This is a genomic window from Prosthecobacter sp. (genome assembly GCF_044236155.1).
GTDB lineage: Bacteria > Verrucomicrobiota > Verrucomicrobiia > Verrucomicrobiales > Verrucomicrobiaceae > Prosthecobacter.
The window spans coordinates 117041-142264 of record NZ_JBIIHA010000013.1 but is presented as its reverse complement, the minus strand read 5'-3'; the positions used below and the strand labels follow the sequence as shown (position 1 = coordinate 142264).

The following is a 25224-nucleotide window of genomic DNA, read 5'->3' as shown; positions in this document are numbered from 1 at the left end:
GCCATGAGCCGCCCCAACCGCCCCCAACCGCTGTTTTGCCTCCCGGGAGGCGTTTTCAGCCTCAAAACGGCCATCCCGGACGCCATGGGCTGGAACCCGGAAGCCACGGGCTCGCTCCTCCGCCCGGCGGGATGCATCCCCAGCCGCGCGGGCTTGGAGGTCCGGCCAACGGGATCGAACCCGGCGGCGGCGGGTGTCATCCCGCGCCGAATGGGATGGCTCCCCGGACGAAAAGGTATCCGACCCGCGCCTTGCGGGTTCGTCCCTCCGCCCGGCGGGTTTCATCCCGCGCCGAGGACCCGCGAACCCGCCGCGTGCGGTATCCAGCCCGCAGCACGCGGTATCGAGCCCGAACTGCGCGCTGTAGGCGCGTTCGCCAGAACGCGGCAACCCCTCCGCACTTTGGCAAGTGCGCCTACGGCCAGCGCTCAACCAAGAACTACGAACCACGAACCAAGAACCTCACCGCCATGAACTGGGACCAAGGCACCTGGGACAGCGGCTTTTGGGACGCCACGCCCGATTATTTCAACCCACCCAAACCACGCAACCAACGCAACACGATGAAACGCCAAGTCTATTACCCCTCCCGCATCGGCGACCAGGTCAACTGGCTCGACAACTACGCCGTGAAGCTCCCTCTTCACGGCCCCACGCTCGGCGTCACCGCTGGAGACATCACCGCCAGCGTGAATGACGCGAAGTATGCCAACTACGTGCTCGGCACCTGGCTCAGCGCCGTGCGCAACTTCTCCCCCAGCACCACCGATGCCGTGGATGATGTGCTCACCGGCAGCGGCACCAGCGCCATGGTGCTGCCCACCTTCACCGCGCCCGCCTTGCCCGCCGGAGTCACCGCCGCGCTTCCCGGCACGCTGAACCGCATCTTCGCCCTCATCGCGAAGATGAAGCTCTCGCCCAACTGCACCGAGGCCATCGCCACCGATCTCGGCATCGTGGGCGCGGAGCAGACGGAGAAGCAGACGCCGAAGTTCAGCGCCGAGACCGAGCAAGGCGCGGGCTGCCAGTGCGTGCGCCTGCGCTTCGCCAAATACGGCCACATGGGCGTCTATATCGAAAGCCGGCGCGGCACCGGCGCGTGGGAGTTCCTCGCCATCGACACGGAAAGCCCGTATGAAGACGAGCGCCCGCTGCTCGCGCCCGGACAACCCGAGGTGCGCGAATACCGCATGCGCTTCTGGGACAAAGGCACCCCGAACGGCGACTGGACCGATGTGGTGAAAGTTACGGTGAGTCCGTGACCAATCCAGACAAGGAGATGGGGAGACGATGAGACAAGGCTGCGAAGCCGCGTAGCGAAACTGGCTCATCGCTCCCGCATCGGCCTTCGGCAGTGTCTCCTCTTCTCCAAGTCTCCGAGTCTCATTGTCTTCTGAAACGCCATGCCTTTCGATCCCACCAAACCCGCGAACAACGCGCCGCTCTCCAGCGCGGAGATGCGCTCGCAACTGACCTCGCTCAATGCTGACATCCAGCAGCGGGCGACCTTCAACGACCTGAACAACGCCATCGCCAACGCGCTCCAGCAAACGAGCAGCAACAGCAACGGCGTGAGCACCCTGGGCCAGAGCGCCGATTACAGCTACCAGCAGTGGCAGATGCAGGACCTCATCAACAAGGTGGACGAATTGATCAACGCCCTGCGGCGGTGAGCGGGGTTGAGTCCTCCGCACTCACCAGACGCAGTCCCGAGCACTGCACCCCTTTATCAAAGGCCTGTTGTGCCTGTTTTCCCGTGCGCTGTCATGATTCGCGCCAAGACGGGGCGTGATTCAGCGGGCAAGATCGTTCATGAAAGAGTCCTGTGCCTGAATGAAGCCTGTCCGTCACCCGATGGAGCGATGGCTAACGCCGCATCGTCTTTGCCTGCTCCTGCTGATCCTGCCGCTGGTCTGCCGGGCGGCGGCTCCGAACATCGTGGTCATCATGGTGGATGATCTTGGGTGGCGGGATCTGCACGGCTACGGCAATCCGTTGGTGGATACTCCTTACCTGGATCAACTGGCAAGGGAGGGCATGAAGTTCACGGATGCCTACGCGGCCGCCCCGGTTTGTTCACCGACGCGTGCCGCTATGATGACCGGTCAATCGCCGGCGAGGCTGCACCTGACCAACCATGCGCCCGGCCATCCGGACGGCTTTTCCCTGCCTGGCTCAAACCTCCACGAGGCGGATTGGATTCGCCATCTGCCGCTCAGCGCCGTCACGATCGCCGAGCGTCTCTCAGCGGCGGGCTACGCCACCGCGCACATTGGAAAATGGCACCTCTCCCATGTCAGTCGGCCCGGCAAAGAGGGCATCACCGAGCCGGGCCTGTGGCCTGAGCATCAGGGTTTCGCGCTCAACATCGGCGGTTGCGCTCTTGGCGGACCGCCGAGTTACTTTTCGCCGTATCGCAATCCTGCGCTCAATGACGGACCACCCGGTGAATACCTGCCGGAGCGTCTCGCGGACGAGGCGATCCAGTTCATGCGAGATCATCGCGACGGCCCCTTTTTCCTCAACTGGTGGCCCTATTGCGTCCACTATCCCATGCAGGCCAAGGAAGAGCTGATCACGAAATACCGGCAGCGCCAAGGACTCAAAGACCCGGTCTATGCCGCGATGATCGAGGGCATGGACGCCGCCATCGGCCGCTTCCTGAAAGCGCTGGATGACGCGGGCCTGCGTGACAACACGCTCGTTCTCTTCACCTCCGACAACGGCGGCTACGACGGTGACAACAAGCCCCTGCGCGGGATCAAAGGCATGCTTTACGAAGGCGGCATCCGTGTGCCGTGGATCGTGCGCTGGCCCGGCAAGATCAAGCCGGGCACGATCAACGCCACTCCGATCATCAGCACCGATTGCTACCCTACCCTTCTCGAAGTCGCCGGCCTGCCTCCTACGCCCGATCATCCGCTGGATGGCAGAAGCCTCGTGCCGTTGTTCACCCACACCGCGGGCTTTGAGCGCGACAGCCTCTTCTTCCACTATCCGAACTACGCCTTTCACAAACAGAACCGCCTCGGCAGCGCCATCCGCGAAGGCCCTTACAAGCTCATCAAATACTATGACGACGGCTCGCTGGAGCTTTACGACCTGAGCCAAGACATCGGCGAGAAGCAGAACCTCGCCACCCAATCCCCGGAGGTCGCCGCACGCCTGGCCGCGAAGCTCGAAAGCTGGCTGCGTGAAACCCATGCGCGGCTGCCGGTCAAAACGACCGCAAAGGCAGGCCCCCAAGAATCCAAGAAATGAAACCCTCAATGTTCACGCGCTCTCTCTGCCGCCCCTCTGTCCTCATTCTTCTTTTCCCACCCATGGCGACCACCACCGCTTCGGGAAAGACGGATTGTGATTTTACGTTCGGCTTATTTAAGCCTCAGTCCGCATGAAGTCCTTTATTCTCCAGGTCTCATCTTTCGTCGTGGCATCTATGCAGAAGAAGCAGGCGGACTCCATCGAGGGCGGCGGTGGCTTGTGGGCTTTGGCGGCCCAGCCACGGATCTTCGCCGTCGTCTTCGGCGCCTTGGCGGGCTCAATCAGTCCGGTTCAGGCGGAAACAGCGGCCAACTTTCGCATTCTGCCCTCTGCGGAAGCCATCCTGCAAGACCACTGCATCTCCTGCCACGGTGAGGACAGCCAGAAAGGTGACGTGCGCCTGGACCAACTCGGCTCGCTGCCGCCCGGTGAGCGACTTGCCATGCTCAACCGGATGCAGGAGCAGGCTTTCTTTGGCCAGATGCCGCCAAAGGAGCGCAAATCGCAGCCCACGGAGGCGCAGCGGAAAGAACTGCTGGCGTGGATGAGTGGTGAGTTGCGTGCTCACAATGCCTCGACGCTGGAGGACAAGCTGCGCCTGCCCGCCTACGGAAACCATGTGGATCACGACAAGCTCTTCAGCGGGGAGATCACGGAACCGGGCTTCACGCCCGCACGGCGCTGGTTGGTGAGTCCGCAGATTTTCACGCAGCGGGCGAATGATGTTTTCGGCCCGATGGTGTTTGGCAGGCCGGCGGCGCTTTACGGAGTGACCAACCCTGTGGTGCTTCCCGATGCTTCGGGGGTGAAGTATTACGACAATCAGTCTCTGGATGGTGGCAAGCTGCTGGTGATGCTGACCAACGCCGAGTGGATCTCCCAAAAGCAGCTTCTCGGCCCGCGGGTGAAAAGCGGCGAGATCAAACCCGATGCCCTCGGCAATCCGCAGGACCGCTGGATTCCAAAGACCTGTCCACCGGCGTTTGAGGCGATCGTGCTGAAAACCTCCGCGCCGACGGATCAGGAGATCGCCGAGGCTGTCCGCGCGCAGTTTGCCTGCGTGCTGCGGCGCGAGCCTGATGCCGCCGAACTGGCCAAATACGCAAGGCTCACGCGCGATGCCATCGCGGTCGGCGGCAATGCGGAGGGGTTGCGTCAGATGCTGCTGACAGTGCTGCTGGAGTCCGAGTTTTTATACCGGCTCGAGTTCGGTTCCGGGCCGACGGACCGCTTTGGCCGAAAAATGCTCGCGCCGCGCGAGGGCGCCTATGCGATTTCTTATGCGCTGGGAGACCGCGGACCGGATGCGAAGCTGTTGGAAGCCGCCGCGCAGGGACGCCTGAGCACCCGCGAGGATTACAGACGTGAAGTGCTGCGACTGCTGGACGACAAGACTTATTTCCAGGGCGAGATCGATCCCGGCCTCACGGGAAAAAACATGAAGGCGCATGTCACCTCCCATCCGCGCATCGTGCGCTTCTTTCGCGACTTTTTCGGCTATCCGATGGCGACGCGCGTTTTCAAGGACCCCGAGCGCACCAACAACATTTACCAAAACCCCGACCGCGGCACGGCGGGCACGCCAGGCTTCCTGGTGAATGAGGCGGACCGGGTGGTGGATCACGTTTTGCAAAAGGATCGCGATGTTTTTGCCACGCTGCTGACCACGGAGGAGTTCTTCGTCTATCACAACCGAACCCCTGCGGAAGGGCGTCAGATCATCGCAGATTGGAAAAAGGTTTGGGACGCCTTGAAGGGCACAGATTGGAGGAAAGAACCGGACCGGATCATCGCGGAGAACGCCGCGCTGCTCAGTTCCAGCAAGCATGTGCAGATTCCAAAAGGCCAGCACCAGAAGCGCGAGTTTCTGCGCCACATGTATTTTTTCAGCGACTACTTCGAAAAGGGCCGCACACCCTTCACCACCATTTCGACCGCGCACGGGTATTACTACAACCACTCGCCCTTTTACAACCTGCCGCCGACACCGCTGCGCGGCCGTTATGAAAATGTGATGAATCCAAGATTCAAAGGGCTGGATGATGCGGAGTTCTGGGATTACCCGCTCGAGCAGCCGTTCAAGATCGCCAATCGCAAAGGCATCCTCACGCATCCCGCCTGGCTCATTGCCCACTCGCTGAACACGGAGAATGATCCCGTGCGGCGCGGACGCTGGGTGCGAGAGAAACTCCTCGCCGGACGTGTGCCCGATGTTCCCATCACCGTGGACGCAGTCGTGCCCGAGGATCATCACAAGACGCTGCGCCAGCGCCTCGATGCCGTGACCTCCTCCCAGCAGTGCATCAAGTGCCATCAGCACATGAACCCGCTCGGCCTGCCCTTCGAGCTGTTTGATGACTTTGGCCGCCACCGCACACAGGAGCCGCTGGAGCATCCCGAAAACCTCATCAGCAAGCCCGGAGCAGCGCTTGCCTACAAAACGCTGCCGGTAAACGCAAAGGGCGTGCTCGACAGCACCGGCGTTCCCGCGCTCGACGGCGAGGTCAGCGATGCCTTCGACATGATCGACCGACTCGCCAAATCACCACGAGTGCGGCAGTCCTTCATCCGCCATGCGTTTCGGTTCTACCTCGGCCGCAATGAGATGCTCTCCGACTCCAAAACGCTGATCGACGCCGATCATGCCTACACCGACAGTGGCGGCAGCTTCAAAGCCGTCATCGTCTCGCTGCTCACGTCCGACTCGTTTCTGTATCGCAAATAGACCACGCCACCGCCATGCAACACCGCCGCGACTTCATCAAACACGCCTTTCTCTCGCTGGGAGGGCTTTCACTGCCCGGCTTCATGCCCGCACTTGCCGCATCGCAGTCCCGCGGCGCCGAGCCGATGCGTTTCATCTTCATGCACCGCGGCAACGGGCTTTTCCCCAAGGTCTGCGTGCCGCCGAGCCTCAGCGCCGCCGAGAAAGACAAAGAAAAGCGCAACGAGGCCTTCGAGGTCGATTTGCAGAAACATGCGCTGCCCGAATGGATGGGGCCGCTGGAGGCGCACAAAAAGAACCTCACCATAATCCAGGGGCTCTCGGGGAAAATGTGCACGACGGGCCACCACTCGTGGTGCTCCTCCCTCGGTGTCTATAAGGCCAATGAGCGGCCCAGCTCCATCAAATGGGCTACCGTGGACTTCGAGCTGGCGCGGATGTTTCCCTCACCTCTGGAGCACATCGAGCTGGCTTGTTTCCCCACCGGCGGCGGCAATGCGCGCGGCAGTCTCGACGGCATCGCGCAGGGTTTTTCGGCCCGCGGCCCGCAGCAGCCGAATTATGCCTTCGGCTCTCCCAAGATCGCCGTGGATGAGATTTTCAAATCTGTCGCCTCCGACAAAAACAGCCAGATCCAGTATCAGCTCCAGCGCAAGGTGCTGGAGTTCGTCGCGGGCCACGAGACCGAGCTGGCCCGCCACCTCGCGGGCATCGAGCAGCGCAAGGTCAGCGCCTACGCCGGAGCCATCGACGACATCCGCGAGCGCGACCGGAAGATCGACCTCATGGCAGACACGGTCAGCCGCCACGTCCCGAAGCTCGAAAGCAAATACCTCGCCGCCAACATGACCACGCTCGACCGGCAGCTCGGCCATGCCGAGGTGCTGCTCGCCTCCTTGATCTCCGGCCTCACCAATGTCGTGTCCTTCACGGTAGATGAACTCGGCCACAACTACACCGGCATCCCCGGCATCGAAGGCGAAAGCGTGAACATGCACGATGTCGGGCACGGCAAAGTCATCGGCGGACTCGCGGCGGAGGAAATCCGCCGCCGCACCGAGCAGCATCACATGGTCGTCATGGACAAGATCGCCACGCGGCTGAAAAGCGTGCCTGAGGGCGCTGGCACCATGTTCGACAACACGATGATCCTCTATTTCCCCAACAGCGGCGAAACGCACCACAGCCACGGCACGGAATTCCCCTTCGTCGTCCTCTCCGGCTCGAACTGCAAACTCACGCTCGGCAACCGCTACCTGCGGCTGCCATACTGGGGAAATGAAGGCCACAAAACCCTCGGCAACTTCTACACCAGCATCCTCAACGCCCACGGCAACCCCATCAAACACTTCGGCGACCCGGACCCAGCGCTCAAAATCGATCAACTCGGTCCCATTGCCGATTTCATGTCGTGATACGCGCACGCATCCCCTTCCTCTTCTGCTTTGCCTTCGCCGCGTTGCTCCGCGCAGAGGAACCGCCCGCCATCATCGACTGCCACGTCCATCTGTGGGACTTTGCGCGTCCGGCGGGGCTCAGTTGGATCAAGCCGGACAACAAAACCCTCCGCCGCTCCTTTCTCCCCAAAGACCACGAGCCAATCGCCGCCGCAAACCACGTCAGCGGCATCATCGTCATCCAGGCCGGTCAGAGCCTGCCTGACAATCAGTGGAATCTCGACATCACCGCCCACAACCCGCGGCTCTACCGCGGCATCGTCGGCAACCTCTCCGAAGTCATCGGCACGCCAGCGTTTCAGCCGCTCTTTGAGACGCTGTGCAAAGACCCGCGCTACGTCGGCTACCGCCTCTCCGGGCGGTATCAGGAAAAGCTCACGGAGGCCTTCTTCGACGACCTGCGTCTCACCGCGAAAAAAGGCCGGACCGTCGATTTTCTCCTCGGCGGCTACAGCCTCGCTGAAGTCGCCGAAATCGCCCGCCGCATGCCCGAGCTGCGCATCATCCTCGACCACCTCGGCGGCGTGAAGCTCGACGGCAAGCCGCTCGCCGCTGATTGGATCGCGAATTTTCGCGCTGTCGCCCGCGAGCCCAACATCCACTGCAAAGTCTCCGCCCTGTTTGGCCGCTGGGAAAAGCAGCCCGCCACGCAAGACCTCGCCGCCTATCAAGAAGTGCTCGACCTCGCCTTCGAGTACTTTGGGGAAGACCGCCTGATCTTCGGCAGCGACTGGCCCGTGACCGAGCAAACCGCCGGCTACGCCTCCGTGCTCCGCCTCACCCGCGCCTACTTCGACAGCAAAGGCCCCGATGTCTCCGCCAAGCTCTTCCATCAAAATGCAGAAGCCTTTTACCGTCCGCCGACGCCCAAGTGAAGGTGACGAACCCTGCTGTTTCGTTCGTTCCGCTGCCAACCGCAGTGTGCCGATTTCTCCCCGCCCGCAGGCCATTCGGGTCAAGACATCGGCATCGCCCTGCATCATGGCTGACACCGTGAAATACCGTGTTCTCCTCTGCATCCTGCCCTTCGCCACACTGTTCATGCACGCGACCGCTTTCTGCGCTGATCCCGATTTCATCTCCCTGCGTGAGAAAGCCGAAAAGGGCGATGCCGCCGCCCAGCTCTCTCTCGCCATCGCGCTGCGAGATGGAAAGGGCATCGCGAAAAACGACGCCGAGGCCATGAAATGGGCGCACAAGGCTGCGGACCAAGGAAATGCCGATGCGCAGGATTTTGTCGGCTTTGCCTACCTGCGTGGCGCGGTGGTGAAACGGAATACCGCGCTCGCTTTCGCCTACTTCAAAGAAGCGGCGGATGAATCGGCTCAGGCGGCCTTCAATCTCGGTCAGTGCTACTTCGGCGCGCAAGGCACGCCGCAGGATTGTGCGAAAGGCATCGAATGCTGGGAGAAAGCCGCGGCGAGAGGTCATGGACGCGCCGCCGCTGCCGCCGCGATGGCTTATCACGCGGGCGAGGGCATCCCGCGTGATGCGAAAAAAGCACGCCAACTCGCTGAACGTGCCGCTGAGCTCGGCAATGCGGGTGGACTCGTGTTTCTCGGTGAGTTGCAGTTTCAATCGGGCGACATCGACGCCGCAAAAGCGAACTGGACGAAAGCGTCGAAACTCCAACCCACCACCGCCACGGGTCATCCCGCGCAACCTTCCGACAACGCCTCCGCGCAGCAAGGCGCGGACCTCTTGAAGCTCATCGAATATCGCCAGCGCAAGAGCGAGCCTGGCACGTTCGCCTTCGTTCAGATGCCGCACATTCTCCAGGGCTACAACAACTGCGGCAGCACCGCTTGCGCGACGTTTGCGCGCTTCCAGGGCAGCGACATCTGCGGCTGGGACTTCAAAAAACTCTGCCCCTCGCCTCTCGGCACCGGCACCGACTGGTGGCACCTGCTCGATGCCTCCGCGAAGATCGGCCAGAAGTGGAAACTCGTCACCTACACCCCCGATGACGACGGTTTCGAAAAAGCCACCGCCATGCTGAAGAGCGAACTCGACGCCGGGCGGCCTGTGGTGGTCGATTTCAAATACATCGGCCCGCAATACGCCGGAGGCTTCGCCGGTCACACGCTCAGCGTCTGTGGCTACATCGCGAAAGACGACCTCTACATCCTCTGCAACCCCGCCGTCGTCACCCCCGGCCTCCAGCTCATCACCGCCGCCGATTTGAAGAACTTCTGGCGCTCCAACTACTACGGCTCCAAGGCCAAGGGCGTGCTCTCGCGGCCCGCGTTTGTCATCGTCACCCCATGAAGACTTGGCTTCTGCTTCTTTCGTCATTCGCCATTTTGCATTCGTCATTTTCGGCGCAGCCGAACGTCCTCTTCATCGCGCTGGATGACCTGAATGACTGGATCGGCTGCCTCGGCGGGCATCCGCAGACGAAGACGCCGAATCTCGACCGACTCGCGGCGAGCGGCGTGTTGTTCCGAAATGCCTACACGGCGGCGGCTTCGTGCAATCCTTCGCGGACGGCGATCTTCAGCGGCCTGCCGCCGCATCGCTCCGGGCTTTATCACAACCTGCAAAAAATGCGCGAGGTGATGCCGGAGGCGGAGCTGCTGCCGCGCTACTTTTCCAATCATGGCTACTGGAGCGCGGGCTCGGGCAAGATGCTGCACTACATCATCGATCCGCCGTCGTGGGATGATTACTTTCCGGCCAAAGCGAAGGACAATCCCTTTCCGCACACGTTTTACCCCGAGAAACGGCCCGTGAATCTGCCGCGGGCCGGCGACTGGCAATACGTCGATACCGACTGGGCCGCGCTGGATGTCACGGATGAGCAGTTTGGCGGCGATTGGGCCGTGACGAAGTGGATTGGCGAGCAACTCCAGCGCCAGCACGACAAGCCCTTCTTCCTCGCCTGCGGCATCTACCGGCCGCATGAGCCGTGGTTTGTGCCAAAGCAGTATTTCGAGCCCTTCCCGCTCGAAAGCATCCAGCTTCCGCCCGGCTACAAGGCGGATGATCTCGACGATTTGCCGCCCGCAGGACAGCGACTCGCGCGGAATCGCTACTTTGCGCACATTCAAAAGCACGAGCAGTGGAAAAAGGGCATCCAGGCCTATCTCGCGTCGATTCACTTTGCGGATGCGATGCTGGGTCGTGTGCTCGATGCGCTCGAAACGAGCCCGCAGCGCGACAACACGATCGTCGTGCTCTGGAGCGATCACGGCTGGCATCTCGGCGAGAAGGAGCATTGGCAAAAGTTCACCGGCTGGCGTGTCTGCGCCCGCGTGCCGCTCATGATCCGCGTGCCGAAAGGCGCACCCGGTTTGCCCGAAGGCACCACGCCCGGCAGCGTGTGTGATCGCCCCGTGAGCCTCGTCGATTTGTTCGGCACGCTCACCGATCTGTGCGGCCTGCCGCCGAAAGCGGACATCGACAGCCGCAGCCTCGCGCCGCTCTTGCGCCATCCACAGGCCGAATGGCCGCACGCGGCCCTCACCCATCTCGACAAGCCCGAGAACTACGCCCTCAGCACCCAGCGCTGGCGATACATTCACTACACTGGCGACGAAGAAGAGCTCTACGACCTCGAAACCGATCCCCACGAATGGACCAACCTCGCCACCAAGCCCAAGCATGCTAACAAGCTCGCTGAGATGCGTTTGCTTGCTCCCAAGAACATCGCGCCTGTCCACAAATCGAAACCATGAAACACATCCTCGCCTTACTCCTCATCACGGCACCGCTCCAGGCGGCACCACTGAAGGTCTTCATCCTTGCCGGCCAGTCCAACATGGAGGGGCATGCGAAGATCGAGACCTTTGACTACATCGGCGACGATCCGGCGACTGCGCCGCTTTTGAAGATGATGCGTGGCGATGACGGCCAGCCGCGTGTGTGCGATCACACTTGGATATCCTACTTCACCGGCAAATACGACGGCAGCGCGAATGGCGAAGGCACTGGTAAACTCACGGCGGGTTATGGCGCACGCGATGAAGCAACGAAGTCGAATGGCAAAATCGGCCCGGAGTTCACCTTTGGCCTCACGATGGATGCGGCGCTGAAGGAGCCGGTGCTTATCATCAAGACCGCGTGGGGTGGTCGGAGCCTGAACACGGAGTTTCGTCCACCGAGCGCGGGGCCGTATGAACTCAACGACTACCAAAAGAAGCTCTACTACGGCCCGCCCGGCCATGGCGTGCCGAAGGACATGAACGAATGGCTCACGGAGAAGAAACGCGAAACCGGCCGCTTCTACCGCTACATGGTCGAGCATGTGAAACACGTGCTCGCCGATCCAAAACGCGTCTGCCCCGCCTACGATGCCAAGGACGGCTACGAGATCGCGGGCTTCGTGTGGCTCCAGGGCTTCAACGACATGGTGGATGGCCACACGTATCCGGATCGCGGCAAACCGGGCCGCTTTGCGCTCTACAGCGACCTTCTTGCGCACTTCATCCGCGATGTGCGCAAGGACTTCAACGCACCGAAGATGCCCTTCGTCATCGGTGTGATGGGTGTGGATGGCTTGAAGGCTCCGCCTGACACGCTCGCCTTCCGCGAGGCGATGACCGCGCCCTCGCTGATGCCCGAGTTCCAAGGCAACGTCTTCGCTGTGCCCACCGCGCCGTTTTGGTCGGAGGAACTCGCCGTCATCGACGAGAAACGCGCCCAAGTCCGCCAGATGGGTCATTTCCTCAACTCCAAGCACAAAGACCACGCCAACGCCGACGGCCACATGACCGAGCAACAAAAGCGCGACTACCTCAAAGACTACGAAGCCAAGCTCATCTCGCCCGCTGAAGAAGCCCTGTGGAAACGCGGTGCCTCCAACGCCGGCTACCACTACCTCGGCTGCGCGAAAACCTTCGCGCTGATGGGCAAGGCGTTTGCGGAGACGCTGCTCCCGCATGTCTCGAAGTAGTGCGCGAAGAGGCATCCGATCCCGCTTTGACATCCACGACCCACGTCACCCACCATGCGCCGCGTCTTCATCACCTTCCTCGCACTCGCAGCCCTCGCTCTCCCGATGCACGCCAAGCCGCTTCAGGTCTTCATCCTCGCAGGCCAGTCGAACATGCAGGGGCAGGCCAAGATCAGCACCTTCGAGCACATCGGCATGGACCCGGCGACGAAGCCGATGCTGGATGAAATGATGGGCCCCGATGGAAAACCGAAGGTCTGCGAGCGTGTCTGGATCTCCTCCATCGGCTGTGCTGATCAGGAACAAATCGGGAAACTGACCGCGGGCTATGGTTCGAGCCAGAACGGCCCGAAAATCGGCCCCGAGTTCACCTTTGGCCTCTACATGCAGAGGTTCACGGACGCGCCGATCCTGCTCATCAAAACCTCCTGGGGCGGCAAAAGCCTGAACACGGATTTTCGCCCGCCGGGTGCCGGACCGTATGTTTTCAATGACACGCAGCTCGCGAACTTTCAGAAGCAGGGCAAAGACGTCGAGAAGATCAAGGCGGAGAAGGTTGCGGCCACGGGTGTCTATTACCGGCTCATGATCGAGCACGTGAAAAGGGTGCTCGGCGACATCAAGCGCGTGATGCCCAGCTATGATGCCGCGCAAGGCTATGAGCTCGCGGGTTTCGCGTGGTTTCAGGGCTGGAATGACATGGTGGACCAGGGCACCTATCCGCAGCGCGACAAGCCGGGCGGTTACGATGCCTACAGCACGGTGATGGCGCAATTCATCCGTGATGTGCGCAAGGACCTCGACAAGCCGAAGCTGCCGTTTGTGATCGGAGTGATCGGTGTAGGCGGGCCTACTTCGGAGTATGGCCCTGACCAGCAGCGCTATAAAAGCACACACCAAAACATGCGCGATGCCATGGCTGCTCCGGCCGCGCTTCCTGAGTTCAAAGGCAACGTCGCGGCCATCCGCACCGAGCAGTATTGGGATCGCGAACTGAAGCACGCTCGTGCGAAGGAGAACGAGGTAAAAGAGAGGGCCAAAAAGGCTGCCAAAGAGCAAAAGCTAAAACCTGCGGAGGAAAGAGCCCTCGTGGAGAAGATGCGCGCCGAATCGCTGACAGAGCGTGAGCGCCTGGTGCTCGAAAAGGGCGTTTCGAACGCCGAGTTTCACTACCTGGGCAGCGCGAAGATTCTCGGCGGCATCGGCAAAGGTCTGGCGGAAGCGATGCAGCGGCTTCGGAAGTGAAGCGCGTGGTCTTGTGCCTGCCCTTTGCGGAGGTCCTCATCGACTTCTACGACGGCCGGTTTTAGGCTTAATTGCATGAAAGACTTCCAAACTCGCTCCGCACTCGCCCGATGGGCCGTGGCGCTGCTTCTGCTGGCAGCTCTCATGGTCTTGTGTTCGATCGCCGTGATCGGGACGGTGGCCTTGTTTGGCTGGTCGCTCGAAAGCCCCCTGCAACTGTGTCTTGCCATGGGGCTGCAGCTTTCGCTGTTCCTGCCTTTCTGGATGATGGCAGGCATCTTTTTCGCGGCGCCGCTGCTGCGGCTGCTCGGCGCACTGAGGTATTACTCGCCCTATCTCGTCGTGACCCGTTCGCGTGATGGGCATCTTGATCTGCATGGCGCGACACTGTTTGATTATCTCCTGCTTTTTCGTTGGAGTGATCGTGGTCGCCAGGCTGTCCGCAAGATTCTGATTTGGTATGTTGACGGGCTGTTGGCGATCATCCGTGAGATCGAGCAAGGAAAGATCCAACGTGACACCATCTTCTCCGCAACGTCTTACATCTTCAGCGAGAGCATCGCGCGAAGATATGGCTTCCGCGTCGAGGCATCGCGTTGGTTTTCCATCGGCGGCTTTCTCACTTTGCCCACTCAGTTTGTCACTTACAGCTTCGCCAAAGGTCATTGGGCTCTTCCGCCGATTCTTCGTGCCCGCCGTGCGACCATCGACGGAACAACTTTATGCGCCCAATCAGCTCGCCTCCAGCGATTGCTGTCCCGTTTGGCTCAAGCACAGCGATGAGCCTCGCGATCTTTGACCGCGCGCCATCGGCTGCGTCGATCGCGGCCAACGTCGTCTCACTCCTCGATCACCTTGAACGGAAAGTTGGCCGTCGCGGCACGCTGGTGCGTGTCGGTGACGCGGAGGTGGACGCGGTAGTCGCCGGGCTTTTTCGGAGCGCGGAAGGTGGCGTGAGGGCCTTCGGCTTTCACAATGCAATCGGGCAGCGGCTTAGTGGGGCGTTCTCGGCCTTGTTCATTGCGGCCGGCGCTTTCGACGGTGACGGTCCAGTGCCAGGAAAGCGCGTCGCCATCGGGATCGGTGGCATCGGCTTGCGCTTGGAACTCGCTGCTGGCCGCGAGCTCTTTTTTCGCGGCGTCGCTGATGAGCGGCGCGAGTTCCGGGGCGTGATCGGTGGGTGGTGAGCCTTTCCAGAGTTCGTGCATGACATCGCGCACGTTGGTGGACTCGCCTTGCTCGGTGAAGATGCCGAACCATGTCGAGGTGGCCTCTTGTTTTTGGCCCCAGAGGAAGACGTAGCTGCCCCAGCAGTCGCCACCGGGCTGGATGGCGGCTTCGTAGCCTTTGCGGATCGTCTTGGCCTTGTTGCCGCTCGTTTGCTCGATCGGCGCACCCCACGGCGCACGCGGGCTTTCCCAGAAACCCTGCGCACCAAACTCGGTGACGACCCACGGGCGCTTCCACTCGACTTTGACGAGATGCTTCCGTAACGACGGCAGCGCGGCGTAGGTGTTGATGCCGACGAAGTCGAGGCTCGGCGTGTGCTCGTTGAGCCCCTTCGCCTTGTCAGGCGAGAGCCCCGCCACCGCGGTGAAGGTGGGATGCGCGGGATCGAGCTGCTTCACGATCTGCGCGAGCACTTCGAGCTGTTTCCAATACGCCGCGTTGTTGCCATCGCCCTCCGCTTCATTGCCAAGGCCCCAAAACAGCAGCGCGGGATGATCGCGATGCTGCACGACCTCATTCACGACTCGCGCGATCTGCTTCGCGCAGTGTTTCGTGTTCCCATACGAGAACCAACTGCGCTCCGGCTCCAGCCAGATGCCCGCGCACACGGTCAGGCCGCGCTTGCTCGCGTCATCGAGGATCGGCCCGAGGCCGTTGGTGGTCCAGGTTCGGATGCTGTTGCCACCGGAGGCCACGAGTTCATCGAGATGCTTCTCACCACCCGCGCCTTTGACGAAGTAAGGCTCGCCACCACGCGTGATGCCCTTCCCCGGCGCGATCTTCACCGGCACCGGCTCGGCGAGGGCCTGCGCGGCGATGAATGGGATGGCGAAAAGACAAACGAGGGTGCGAATCATGCCCGCCATCATTCCCGGTTGTCCTTCATGCGCAAAAAGAAATCCCAAAAGGACTGTCGCGGCATGCCTCGGGCCATTGTGCGGCTTTTGCCCGGCTCTGCGGCCATTCTGCACAAGACGGTGCCGATGGAGCGCTTTAGCATCTCCATCTTGTGAAACGCTACCTTCCCCTGTTCATCTCCGCGACAGCCTGCCTGCTCGTCTCCAGCGCCATCGCGGCCCCAGCCACGCCAATGCCTCCGGACTTCACCAAAGGCGACCAACCCGGCAAAGAGCACGATTGGACGCTCGGGCCTACCGGAGCTCGCGGATGGATTTTTAGCGCCAACGGCCATTCTCGCGATGCGCGGCAGATTCTCGTCACCGAGGTCGCGAGCGGTTCACCGGCGGAAAAGCAGCTCGCGGTCGGCGATGTCATTCTCGGCGTGAATGAGGCATCTTTTGCCGATGATGCCCGCATCACCTTCGCGAAGGCCGTCGCGGCCGCAGAGGCAAAAGAGGGCGCTTTGAAGCTGCTGCGCTGGCGTGCTGGCAAAACGGAAGTTGTCGAGATCAAGCTCGCCGTGCTCGGCAGCCGCAGCGCCACCTCGCCGTATGATTGCGTGAAGTCGAAGCGCATCCTCGAACTCGGCTGCGCGTCGCTCGCCAAGCGCATGAGCGATGAGAAAAGTTACGTGCGCAGGCTCGATGGCATCTCGCGAGCCCTCAACGGCCTCGCGTTGCTCGCCAGCGGCAACAAAGACTACCTGCCGCTCATTCAACGCGAGGCGAAGTGGGCCGCGGACTTCACCACCGACGGCTATCTCTCGTGGTATTACGGCTTCATGATGACCTTCGTGGCCGAATACGTCATGGCCACTGGCGACACCTCCGTCATGCCCGGTCTCACGCGGCTCGCGCTCGAAACCGCACGCGGTCAAAGCGCGGTCGGCACCTGGGGACATCGCTTTTCACCGAACGGCTACAACCTCGGCGGCTACGGCGCGATGAATGCGCCCGGCATCCCGCTCACCATCGGCATGGTGCTCGCCCGCGAGGCTGGTGTGAAGCACGCGGACCTCGACAAAGGCATCGCGAAGGCTGCCAACTTCCTCCGCTGGTATGTTCACAAAGGCGCGGTGCCGTATGGCGATCATCAGCCGTTCTTCGCGCATGAGGACAATGGCAAGTGCGCGGCCTCCGCAGTGCTCTTTGACCTGCTCGGTGATCGCGAGGCAGCGGAGTTCTTCGCGAAAATGGCCGCCGCTGGCTACAGCGAACGCGAGCGCGGCCACACGGGCAATTTCTTCAACATGCTCTGGGCCATGCAAGGCGTCGCACGCTGCGGACCGCTCACCAGCGGCGCTTATTTGCAGGAGCAGGCCTGGTATTATGATCTCGCTCGCAGTTGGGACACGCGATTCATTTATCAAGGCTCGCCCGTCGGCGAGGAGGAGCACGGCGCTTACAAAAACTGGGACTGCAGCGGCAGCTACCTCCTCGATTGCGCCCTGCCGCTGAAAAGCCTGCGCATCACCGGCAAGAAAGGCTTCACGGTGCCGCCGCTCGATGCCGCGCAGACGGCCGAAGTCATCGCCGCAGGACGCGACTTCGCCTACAAAGGCGATGCGAACCGCTACGAGCAGCGCACCACGCCGCAGCTCCTCGCCGGACTCGCGAGCTGGTCGCCCTTTGTGCGCGGTCGCTCCGCCGCCGCGCTCGGCCAACGTGATGGCGATCACCTTCCCGCGCTGCTGGCGATGCTCGCAGGCAAGGACCGCGATGCACGCTATGGCGCCATCGAGGCACTCGGTGCACTCGGACCGCGTGCGGATGCCGCTGCGCCGCAGTTGCGTGCTTGTTTGACCGAAACCGATCCCTGGGTGCAAAGCCTCGCCGCCGAGGCCATGCCGCAGCTCAGCCCGGAGCTGCGCAAAGCCTGCGTGAGTGATTTGCTCGCCATGACACTGCGCGAAAATGCCGCCGACCCGCGCCGCATGGCGCAGCGTGCTGCCAGTATCGCGCTCTTCGCGCCTTTTCCCGGCAAGAGAACGCCTCGCAGCATCCTCACCGATTCGCTCGATGGCGTGGACCGCGCCCTGCTTCATCCTGCCATCGAATCGCTGCTGCAAAACGAAGACCCCATCGTGCGCGGCTCACTCGCGAAGTCGTATCAAAAACTCAGCGATGAAGACCTCGTCCGCCTGCTGCCCGCCATCGTGAAAGCCATCGAAAAGCCCGCGCCGAGCAATGAGATGTTCGCCGATGGCGTGCGCCTCGCCGGCCTCGATCTCCTTTCCCGCCTGCATATTCGCGAAGGCATGGCATTGATCCTCCAAGTCATCGAGCCGCAGCGCTGGGGCGAAAAAAACCGCAGCAAAGCCTGCCTCGACTACCTGAAACGCTACGGCAAACACACCCAGGCCATCCTACCCCAACTCGCCGACATCCGCGCCCAACTCGTCGCCGCAAACAAGTCCAAGCAACACCTCGCTGAGTTCGATGAGCAAGTCGCCGCCATCTCCGCGAGCACTGAGATGCCCACACTCGTGAACCTCCATGATTTCAAATGAGGATTGGCAGCAGAATGTCTGGCAACAGAATGATTTTTTCTGACCGGAGTCCCCATTCTGCTGCCAACCATTCTGTTGCCAATTCTCTCCGATGAACCGCCGCACCTTTCTCACGACCTCCGCCGCCGCTTTACCCGCGTTTGCCATTGGCAAGCCGGGCAAGTCGGCGAATGAAAAGCTCAACATCGCCTTCATCGGCTCGGGTGGATGGATTGCGCAGCAGCCTTACAACCAAGGATGCAGCGAGGAGAATCTCGTCGCGTTTTGCGATGCGGATCAGCGGCAGTGCGCGGAGAACATGAAGGCTTGGCGAACGAACCAGCCCTTCTTTGAAGACTTCCGCGTCATGCTCGACAAGATGCACAAGGAGATCGATGCCGTGGTCGTCTCGACGCCGGATCACACGCATTTTCCTTCCACGCTCGCGGCCATGGAGCGCGGCATCCACGTTTACACGCAGAAGCCGCTCACGCACAACATCTGGCAGACGCGCACGCTGCTGAAGGCGCGTGAACGCTACAAGGTCGTCACGCAGATGGGCAATCAAGGTCACGCGGGCGATGGCATCCGCGAATCCGTCGAGGCCGTGCGTGCCGGTGCCATCGGCGATGTTTCGCAGGTGTTTTGTCACAATGGCGGCCCGCAGATGGGCGGACCGCATTTCGCGAATCCGTCCGTGATGCCGCCGCCCTCATCGCCGGTGCCTGCGGGGCTGAATTGGGACCTGTGGCTCGGCCCTGCGGCGAAGCGCGACTACTGCGCCGACTACCTGCCGCAGCGCTGGCGTGCGTTTTATGACTTCGGCTCCGGCATGCTCGGCGATTGGGGCTGCCACACGCTCGATACGCCGGTGTGGGCTCTCGATCTCGATGAGCCAACCGTCGTCGAGTGCTTGCAGCGGCAGGAATCGCTCGAAGGCCTCATCACGGCGAAGAGCCACATCAAATTCCATTTCGCCGCGAAAGGCACTCGCGGCCCCGTGACGCTCGAATGGTTCGACGGGCCGCAGGATTGGAAAAAGGTCGGCCGCATCGAAAAGTTCGGCGCGGAGCACGCTGCGCATCTCGGCCGCGCCTGCTGGATGGTCGGCACAAAGGGCATGCTTGGCTGCGGCACGCACGCTGGACCTCCGGCGATCATTGATGAGGCGCTGCGTCAGGCTTGGAAGGCCAGCCCGCCGCCGCAAAGCATCCCGCGTGTGCCTGGCGGCCCGTTTCGCGAGTGGATGCGGGCCATCAAAGGCGAAGGCCCGGAGCCCGGCTCAAACTTCACCTACTCCGCCAAGCTCACCGAGATCATCCAGCTCGGTGTGCTCGCGCAACGCTTCAACACCCGCATCGAGTGGGACGCCGCGAACATGCGCATCACGAACCACCCCGAACTCAACGCCTTCGTCAAAGAACCCGTCCGCGAGGGCTGGAGCTATGGCGAGACGCTTTAACTCTAAAATTGGCAGCAGAATGTCTGGCAACAGAATGATTTTTTCTGACCGGAGCCTCCATTCTGCTGCCAACCATTCTGTTGCCATCCATCTCATGAAGCCTGTGTCCCTTTTCCTTGTCTTTGTCGTCGGCATCTCATCGCTCGTCGCGGCATCCGATGAATCCAAAACGTGGACCGATTCAGACGTCGCGCGGCGGGAAGATCCTGATTTCGTGATTCAAGGCGAGTATCGCAACGAGACGATGGGTGCACAGGTCGTGGCGTTGGGAGGTGGGAAGTTTGAGGTTTACGTTCTCGAAGGCGGCTTGCCCGGCACGGGATGGGAACCGGGCAAATCACGCATCCAGCTCAAAGGCGAAAAAGGCCAGTTCGGCGATGCAGCCTCGAAAACGACCGCCACGCTCAAAAACGCCGTCTTGACCGTCATGAAGGCCGATGGCACGAAACAGGAACTGAAGCGGATCGAACGCCAAAGCCCCACTTTGCAGGCCTTGCCGCCTAGCAACGCCATCGTCCTGTCCGCGGACAAATGGGAGAACGCCAAGGAGGAAAACGGACTGCTCATGGCCAACGCGAGCACCACACGATCACGTTTCGGCAGCTACACGCTGCATCTCGAGTTTCGCACGCCTTACAAGCCGTATGCGCGGGGTCAGAAGCGCGGAAACAGCGGCGTGTATCACAGTGGTCGCTGGGAGACGCAGGTGCTCGATTCCTTCGGCCTGACGGGCGAGCAAAACGAGTGCGGTGGTCTCTACTCCATCGCAAAACCACGGCTGAACATGTGCCTGCCGCCGCTCACGTGGCAGACTTACGACGTGGAGTTCACCGCGGCGAAGTTTGATGCCGCCGGCACCCGCACCGCGTGGCCGCGACTCACGGTGCGGCTCAATGGCGTGGTCATTCACGAAAACGTGGAGCTTAACAAGGACTTCACCACCTCCGCGCCGCTCTCGACGCCGCTCACCAGCCCCGAAGGCCCCATCCATCTCCAGCAACACGACAATCCAGTCGCGTTTCGGAACATCTGGATCGTGCCTGCGAAATGAATCGACGCCTCATGAAGACGATCTTCCTGCTTATCTCACTCGCTCTTGGCAGCCTCGCTTTCGCGCAAGGGTCGAAGCCCATGCCAAAATCCGACGTGGTCGAAGTGCCTGCGATTCGCGAGGGCCTCTGCGTCAGCAATGTTTTCCAAAGCCACATGGTGCTGCAGCGTGACAGGCCGCTGAAGATTTGGGGCTGGGCCGCTGCGGGCGAGGAGGTCACGGTTTCGTTCGCGGAACAGCAAGCGAGTGCCAAAGCGGGCGCGGATCGCTCGTGGCGCGTGAGTTTGCAGGCGATGCCGGTCAATCGCACGCCGCAGACAATGACCATCAGCGGCAAGTCGGGCAAAGTGGTGCTCGAAGACATCCTCATCGGTGATGTGTGGGTGCTCGGCGGGCAGAGTAACATGGAGTTCCCCATCGAGCGAGTGGACGATGGCGAGCTGGAGATCGTCTCGGCGAACTTCCCGCAGATCCGCTTGCTCACGATGCCGCAGGGCAAGGGCTTCGAGTCTGTCGCCAGCTTCGAGCGGCTGCATGAGTGGAGCGACTTCTTCAACACGCACTTCCGCAAAGGCGATTGGGAGGAATGCTCGCCGAAGACGGTGCGCGAGTTCTCCGCCATCGGTTATGTGTTTGGCCGTCGCCTGCACATGGCCACACAGGTGCCCATCGGGCTCATCGATGCCTCCATCGGCGGCACCACGGTCGAGACGTGGACGCCCGAGGACGTGATCCGCAAAGTCGAAGGCAAGGAGACGCAGGACTGGCTCAAAGAATGGGCCAACAAGATCGCGACCTACGATGCGCAGGCCGATCTGAAGAGCCGCATCGAGCGTCACAACAAGAACCCGAAAAAGAAAGCCAGTGGCGAGCCTCCGCCGTCGGATCTGCGCCCCGGTCCCATCGCGGATCGGAATCGGCCGGGCTTTTGCTACGCCAGCGTCATCCGACCGCTCACCGGTCTCGCCGTGAAGGGCGCGGTGTGGCATCAGGGCTTCAACAACTGCTTCAACGGCACCGCTGGAGCGCGGATGTATTATCAGGTCTTCGGCAAGATGATCACCGCATGGCGCACCGCCTTCGATGCGCCGCAGATGCCGTTTTGCATCCTCTCGCTCTGCACGGCAGGCGAGCCGCAGACGCGCGAAAACTTCCTCAAGCCGATGTTTGATGCCGGTTCGTTTATTCGCGAGGCGCAATACAAGACCTTCCTCGACTTCCGTGCCGCGGACGATAAGCAAATCGGCTTCGCGAGCACTTTTGACCTGCGCAAAAGCTGGTATCATCCGCAAATCAAAATCCCCGCCGGTGAACGCGCCGCGAAGTGGGCGCTCGCGACTCAATACGCCGCTTTCAAGCCCAACGAAGCCGATGATCAATGGCTGCCGCCTGTCATCAAAGAGGCCAAACCCATCGACAACACGCTGCAACTCACGCTGAGCACGCCGGTGACACTCAAAGACGACACCGAGCCCGAAATGACCGGTTTCGCGATCTGCGGCGAGGATCGTCGTTTTTATCCCGCGCAGGTGAAATGGCATACCGAAGGCCAGAAGACCGAAAAACACATTCTTCTGCTCAGCAGCCCCTTCGTGACGAAACCCGTGCACTATCGCTATGCTTGGGCGCGCAATCCTTTGGCGAACATTTGCACCAACCGCCAAGTCACTCTGCCAGCTCAACGCAGTGACGACTGGCCGATGGAAGACACGCCAGCGAAAGAACTCCAGCGCCAGGACATCGAGCGCCGCCTCAAAGAAGCCGAGGAGACTCTCCGCACGCTTCAACAACCTCCCGCTAAAGCCAAATAACCGATGCGCTGCCTACTTTTCATCGTTGCTCTTGGCTCGGCTGCGCTAGGTCAGGACAGAAAAATTGGGGACAGGAACATTCCGGAAAATTTTCCTGTCCCCAATCTTCCTGTCGCCAAACTCAGCAAAGCTCTCCAAGGCCAGATTTTGATCGAAGAGCTGAATTGTGTCGCCTGCCACGCTTCCGAAGCGCTTCAAAGCTCCTCCAAGAAAGCTCCACGGCTCGCGGAGGTCGGTGCGCGAGTGAATCCGGCATTTATTGAAAGCTTCATCCGTGCTCCGCATGGCATGAAACAGGGCACGACGATGCCGGATGTGCTCGCGAAGCTTCCGGAGGCCGAAAAAGCGGCGGCGGCGAAGGAGATCACGCAGTTCCTGCTCTCTCTGAAGAAGCCGGATTTCGCCCCGCAGGCTCCGGATCATGTCGCGGCGGCACTTGGGCATGCGTTGTTTCATTCTCGCGGCTGCGCGGCCTGTCATGCGCCTCGCGATGCGAAGGCGGATGAACTCCAAATGGCCGGTTCGGTGCCGCTCGGGCCGTTGGAGGCGAAATATAGCCATGCGAGCCTTGTGAAGTTCCTGCGTGATCCGCATGCGGTGCGTCCATCGGGCCGGATGCCGAACATGCAGTTTCAGGGGCGTGATGCGGAGCGCATCGCACACTTTCTGCTGCAAAAGACTCGCGTGCCGGGTGGTCTACGCTTCACGCTGTATCGCGGACAGGTCTGGGAAGGCCTCAAAGGTGAAGACGTGAAGACCGAGCGTGGCGGACAGGTGGCCGATTTTAATCTCGCGAGCCTCGGACGTGTCGAGCAGCACACGGCGATGACTTATGAAGGCTGGCTGAATGTGCGGGTGAAAGGAACGCATCAGTTCTTCCTCACGATGAATGGCGGCTCGCTCATGGTGGATGGCAAGACGCTCATCGAGGAAGCGCCGAGTGATCGTCGCGGTGTGAAGTCGTTCGAGGCATCGGTGGATCTGGATGCAGGTCCGCATGCGATTCAGTTCACTTACTTTCACACGGGTCGGAAAGCGGAGCTGACTTTTGAGCTGCAAACGCCGCAAATGCCTCGCGGTCCAGTGCCGAGCGAGATGCTTTCTGTGACCAAAGAGCCCATCGTGGCCTTTGAATCGCCGAAAGTGGATGCCACGCTCGCCAACAAAGGTCGCGAGCATTTCACGAAACTCGGCTGCGCGAACTGCCACGACGATTTGAAGCTCTCGATGCTCTCCGCGCCTGTTTTGGCGAAGCTGGATGCCTCACGTGACTGCGTGATGCGTTTTGCGTTGAGCGATGCGCAGCGGTCACTCATTCAAAAAGCACTGCCGACGGCGGAAAAGCTCGTGCTGGATGACACGCAGCGCATTCACAAGACGCTCGCAGCATTGAATTGCATCGCCTGTCATGAGCGCGATGGGCTTGGTGGTCCGGCGCAGGAGCGGCGGGCGCTTTTCACCAGCACGCAGCCTTCGCTCGGCGATCAGGGACGCATTCCGCCGCCGCTGACGCATGTCGGCGCGAAGCTCACGCCGCAATGGCTGGCGGAGGTGCTGCTGCATGGCAGGCGGCAGCGCGACTACATGGAGGCGTCGATGCCGCAGTTCGGCGAGGCGCAGGTGGCGCATCTCGTGGAGTTGTTTGGCCGTGTGGACAAGCTGGAGGATGCGGTGCTGCCGAAAGTCGCGCCATTGCAGGAATCGAAGGCGGCGGGCTATGAGATGGTCGGCACAGGCGGGCTTGGGTGCATTGTTTGTCATCAGTTCAATGGTCAGCGAGCCGGGGAGATCAGTGCGCTCGATCTCGCGCCGATCACGCAGCGGCTGCAAAAGAACTGGTTCACGCTCTACATGCGCCAGCCGTCGCGCTTTCATCCCACGGTGATCATGCCCGGCTTCTGGCCCGATGGCAAAACGCTGCGCCCGAACATCCTCAATGGCGACACCGCACAGCAAATCGACGCGATTTGGAACTATCTGGCTGATGGTGAGCGCGCGAAGAAGCCCGTTGGACTCTCGCGGCAGACAAATGAACTGCGCGTGGGCGATGTGGCGGAGATTTGTCGCGGTCGCGGCTCCGCGGCGGGTTTTCGCGGCATCGGCGTCGGGTATCCGGAGCGTGTGAATCTGTCATTTGACTCCACGGAGATGTCGTTGCGGCAACTCTGGCGTGGTGAGTTCGCGAATGTGGACTTTGGCAGCTTTCATCCGCGTGGCGCGGATGTGATCACGCTGCCGCCTGGCATTCCGTTTCATCGGTTGAAGTCGCCAGATGGAAACTGGCCCTACAAAGGCAAAACGAACCACACTTTCCCGCAGGACCACGGATACGAATGGAAAGGCTACAGCCTCGATGCAAAACGCCGCCCGACCTTCCGCTATCAGTTTGGCGAGATCGCGGTGGAGGAGTTCTTTGAGGATGTGGTCGGCAGGAATGGCCGCGCCTTCTTCAAACGCACGCTGACACTCATCGCGCTGTCTGCGCAGACCGAGTTCCACTTCCGCGCGGCCGCTGGCAAGAGCGCGGAGAAGATCAGCACGAACGAGTTCCGCATCGAAAAGCTCACCCTGCGCCTGCCCGAAGGCACCAACGCCATCGTGCACGATGGCTCGCCTGCCGAGGTGCTCGTTCCGCTCACCTTGCCGCAGGGCAAGACCACTCTCACTCTCGAATACCAATGGTAGGTTCACGACAGG

Annotated in this window: 17 protein-coding genes; 16 read left to right on the top strand and 1 reads right to left on the bottom strand. The window is 61.3% G+C overall.

Annotated elements, in window-relative coordinates; genetic code table 11:
- Positions 1–470 precede the first annotated feature (470 nt).
- From ACILSE_RS13215 to ACILSE_RS13165, 11 genes are all read left to right on the top strand, one after another.
- On the top strand, positions 471–1262 hold the full coding sequence (locus tag ACILSE_RS13215; RefSeq protein ID WP_395717871.1) for a hypothetical protein: 792 nt from the start codon (positions 471–473) through the stop codon (positions 1260–1262).
- Positions 1263–1403: 141 nt separating this feature from the next.
- A complete protein-coding gene (locus tag ACILSE_RS13210; protein WP_395717870.1) occupies positions 1404–1673 on the top strand; it encodes a hypothetical protein in 270 nt (89 codons plus the stop codon).
- Positions 1674–1833: 160 nt separating this feature from the next.
- Positions 1834–3261, top strand: coding sequence for a sulfatase (locus ACILSE_RS13205; protein WP_395717869.1), 1428 nt, complete (start codon positions 1834–1836; stop codon positions 3259–3261).
- 133 nt (positions 3262–3394) lie between these two features.
- A complete protein-coding gene (locus tag ACILSE_RS13200; protein ID WP_395717868.1) occupies positions 3395–5989 on the top strand; it encodes a DUF1588 domain-containing protein in 2595 nt (864 codons plus the stop codon).
- Between the two features lie 14 nt (positions 5990–6003).
- Complete coding sequence (locus tag ACILSE_RS13195; protein ID WP_395717867.1) at positions 6004–7404, top strand: DUF1552 domain-containing protein; 1401 nt, start codon at positions 6004–6006, stop codon at positions 7402–7404.
- Complete coding sequence (locus tag ACILSE_RS13190) at positions 7401–8321, top strand: amidohydrolase family protein (RefSeq protein ID WP_395717866.1); 921 nt, start codon at positions 7401–7403, stop codon at positions 8319–8321. The genes ACILSE_RS13195 and ACILSE_RS13190 overlap by 4 nt, the downstream gene beginning before the upstream one ends.
- A 106-nt stretch (positions 8322–8427) precedes the next feature.
- Positions 8428–9714, top strand: a complete 1287-nt coding sequence (locus ACILSE_RS13185; protein WP_395717865.1) for a C39 family peptidase — start codon at positions 8428–8430, stop codon at positions 9712–9714.
- Positions 9711–11123 carry a sulfatase gene (locus tag ACILSE_RS13180; protein ID WP_395717864.1) on the top strand — a complete coding sequence of 471 codons (1413 nt, stop codon included), beginning with the start codon at positions 9711–9713 and terminating at the stop codon, positions 11121–11123. The genes ACILSE_RS13185 and ACILSE_RS13180 overlap by 4 nt, the downstream gene beginning before the upstream one ends.
- Positions 11120–12340, top strand: coding sequence for a sialate O-acetylesterase (locus ACILSE_RS13175; protein WP_395717863.1), 1221 nt, complete (start codon positions 11120–11122; stop codon positions 12338–12340). The genes ACILSE_RS13180 and ACILSE_RS13175 overlap by 4 nt, the downstream gene beginning before the upstream one ends.
- Before the next feature lie 54 nt (positions 12341–12394).
- On the top strand, positions 12395–13585 hold the full coding sequence (locus tag ACILSE_RS13170; protein WP_395717862.1) for a sialate O-acetylesterase: 1191 nt from the start codon (positions 12395–12397) through the stop codon (positions 13583–13585).
- A gap of 75 nt (positions 13586–13660) precedes the next feature.
- Entirely contained in the window at positions 13661–14368 is a 708-nt protein-coding gene (locus ACILSE_RS13165; protein WP_395717861.1) for a hypothetical protein, read from the top strand.
- A gap of 56 nt (positions 14369–14424) precedes the next feature.
- Here ACILSE_RS13165 and ACILSE_RS13160 read toward each other — a convergent pair whose 3' ends face one another.
- On the bottom strand, positions 14425–15672 hold the full coding sequence (locus tag ACILSE_RS13160) for a glycoside hydrolase family 2 TIM barrel-domain containing protein (protein WP_395717860.1): 1248 nt from the start codon (positions 15670–15672) through the stop codon (positions 14425–14427).
- Between the two features lie 152 nt (positions 15673–15824).
- Here ACILSE_RS13160 and ACILSE_RS13155 point away from each other — a divergent pair, with 152 nt between their 5' ends.
- From ACILSE_RS13155 to ACILSE_RS13135, 5 genes are all read left to right on the top strand, one after another.
- Complete coding sequence (locus ACILSE_RS13155; RefSeq protein WP_395717859.1) at positions 15825–18224, top strand: DUF6288 domain-containing protein; 2400 nt, start codon at positions 15825–15827, stop codon at positions 18222–18224.
- Positions 18225–18315: 91 nt separating this feature from the next.
- Positions 18316–19665 carry a Gfo/Idh/MocA family protein gene (locus ACILSE_RS13150; protein WP_395717858.1) on the top strand — a complete coding sequence of 450 codons (1350 nt, stop codon included), beginning with the start codon at positions 18316–18318 and terminating at the stop codon, positions 19663–19665.
- Between the two features lie 94 nt (positions 19666–19759).
- Entirely contained in the window at positions 19760–20716 is a 957-nt protein-coding gene (locus ACILSE_RS13145; RefSeq protein ID WP_395717857.1) for a DUF1080 domain-containing protein, read from the top strand.
- Positions 20713–22527, top strand: a complete 1815-nt coding sequence (locus ACILSE_RS13140) for a hypothetical protein (RefSeq protein ID WP_395717856.1) — start codon at positions 20713–20715, stop codon at positions 22525–22527. The genes ACILSE_RS13145 and ACILSE_RS13140 overlap by 4 nt, the downstream gene beginning before the upstream one ends.
- A gap of 288 nt (positions 22528–22815) precedes the next feature.
- Positions 22816–25212 (top strand): c-type cytochrome, encoded by a 2397-nt coding sequence (locus ACILSE_RS13135; RefSeq protein WP_395717855.1) that lies wholly within the window; start codon positions 22816–22818, stop codon positions 25210–25212.
- The last annotated feature ends 12 nt before the right edge of the window (positions 25213–25224 follow it).

Excerpts from the sequence above, each read along its gene's own strand:
- ACILSE_RS13195 (WP_395717867.1), top strand. The coding sequence starts at position 6,004 with ATGCAACACCGCCGCGACTTCATCAAACACGCCTTTCTCTCGCTGGGA.
- ACILSE_RS13175 (WP_395717863.1), top strand. The coding sequence starts at position 11,120 with ATGAAACACATCCTCGCCTTACTCCTCATCACGGCACCGCTCCAGGCG.
- ACILSE_RS13150 (WP_395717858.1), top strand. The coding sequence starts at position 18,316 with ATGAACCGCCGCACCTTTCTCACGACCTCCGCCGCCGCTTTACCCGCG.
- ACILSE_RS13135 (WP_395717855.1), top strand. The coding sequence starts at position 22,816 with ATGAAACAGGGCACGACGATGCCGGATGTGCTCGCGAAGCTTCCGGAG.
- ACILSE_RS13210 (WP_395717870.1), top strand. The coding sequence starts at position 1,404 with ATGCCTTTCGATCCCACCAAACCCGCGAACAACGCGCCGCTCTCCAGC.
- ACILSE_RS13160 (WP_395717860.1), bottom strand. The coding sequence starts at position 15,672 with ATGATTCGCACCCTCGTTTGTCTTTTCGCCATCCCATTCATCGCCGCG.
- ACILSE_RS13205 (WP_395717869.1), top strand. The coding sequence starts at position 1,834 with ATGAAGCCTGTCCGTCACCCGATGGAGCGATGGCTAACGCCGCATCGT.
- ACILSE_RS13145 (WP_395717857.1), top strand. The coding sequence starts at position 19,760 with ATGAAGCCTGTGTCCCTTTTCCTTGTCTTTGTCGTCGGCATCTCATCG.
- ACILSE_RS13215 (WP_395717871.1), top strand. The coding sequence starts at position 471 with ATGAACTGGGACCAAGGCACCTGGGACAGCGGCTTTTGGGACGCCACG.
- ACILSE_RS13200 (WP_395717868.1), top strand. The coding sequence starts at position 3,395 with ATGAAGTCCTTTATTCTCCAGGTCTCATCTTTCGTCGTGGCATCTATG.
- ACILSE_RS13140 (WP_395717856.1), top strand. The coding sequence starts at position 20,713 with ATGAATCGACGCCTCATGAAGACGATCTTCCTGCTTATCTCACTCGCT.
- ACILSE_RS13185 (WP_395717865.1), top strand. The coding sequence starts at position 8,428 with ATGGCTGACACCGTGAAATACCGTGTTCTCCTCTGCATCCTGCCCTTC.
- ACILSE_RS13170 (WP_395717862.1), top strand. The coding sequence starts at position 12,395 with ATGCGCCGCGTCTTCATCACCTTCCTCGCACTCGCAGCCCTCGCTCTC.
- ACILSE_RS13180 (WP_395717864.1), top strand. The coding sequence starts at position 9,711 with ATGAAGACTTGGCTTCTGCTTCTTTCGTCATTCGCCATTTTGCATTCG.
- ACILSE_RS13165 (WP_395717861.1), top strand. The coding sequence starts at position 13,661 with ATGAAAGACTTCCAAACTCGCTCCGCACTCGCCCGATGGGCCGTGGCG.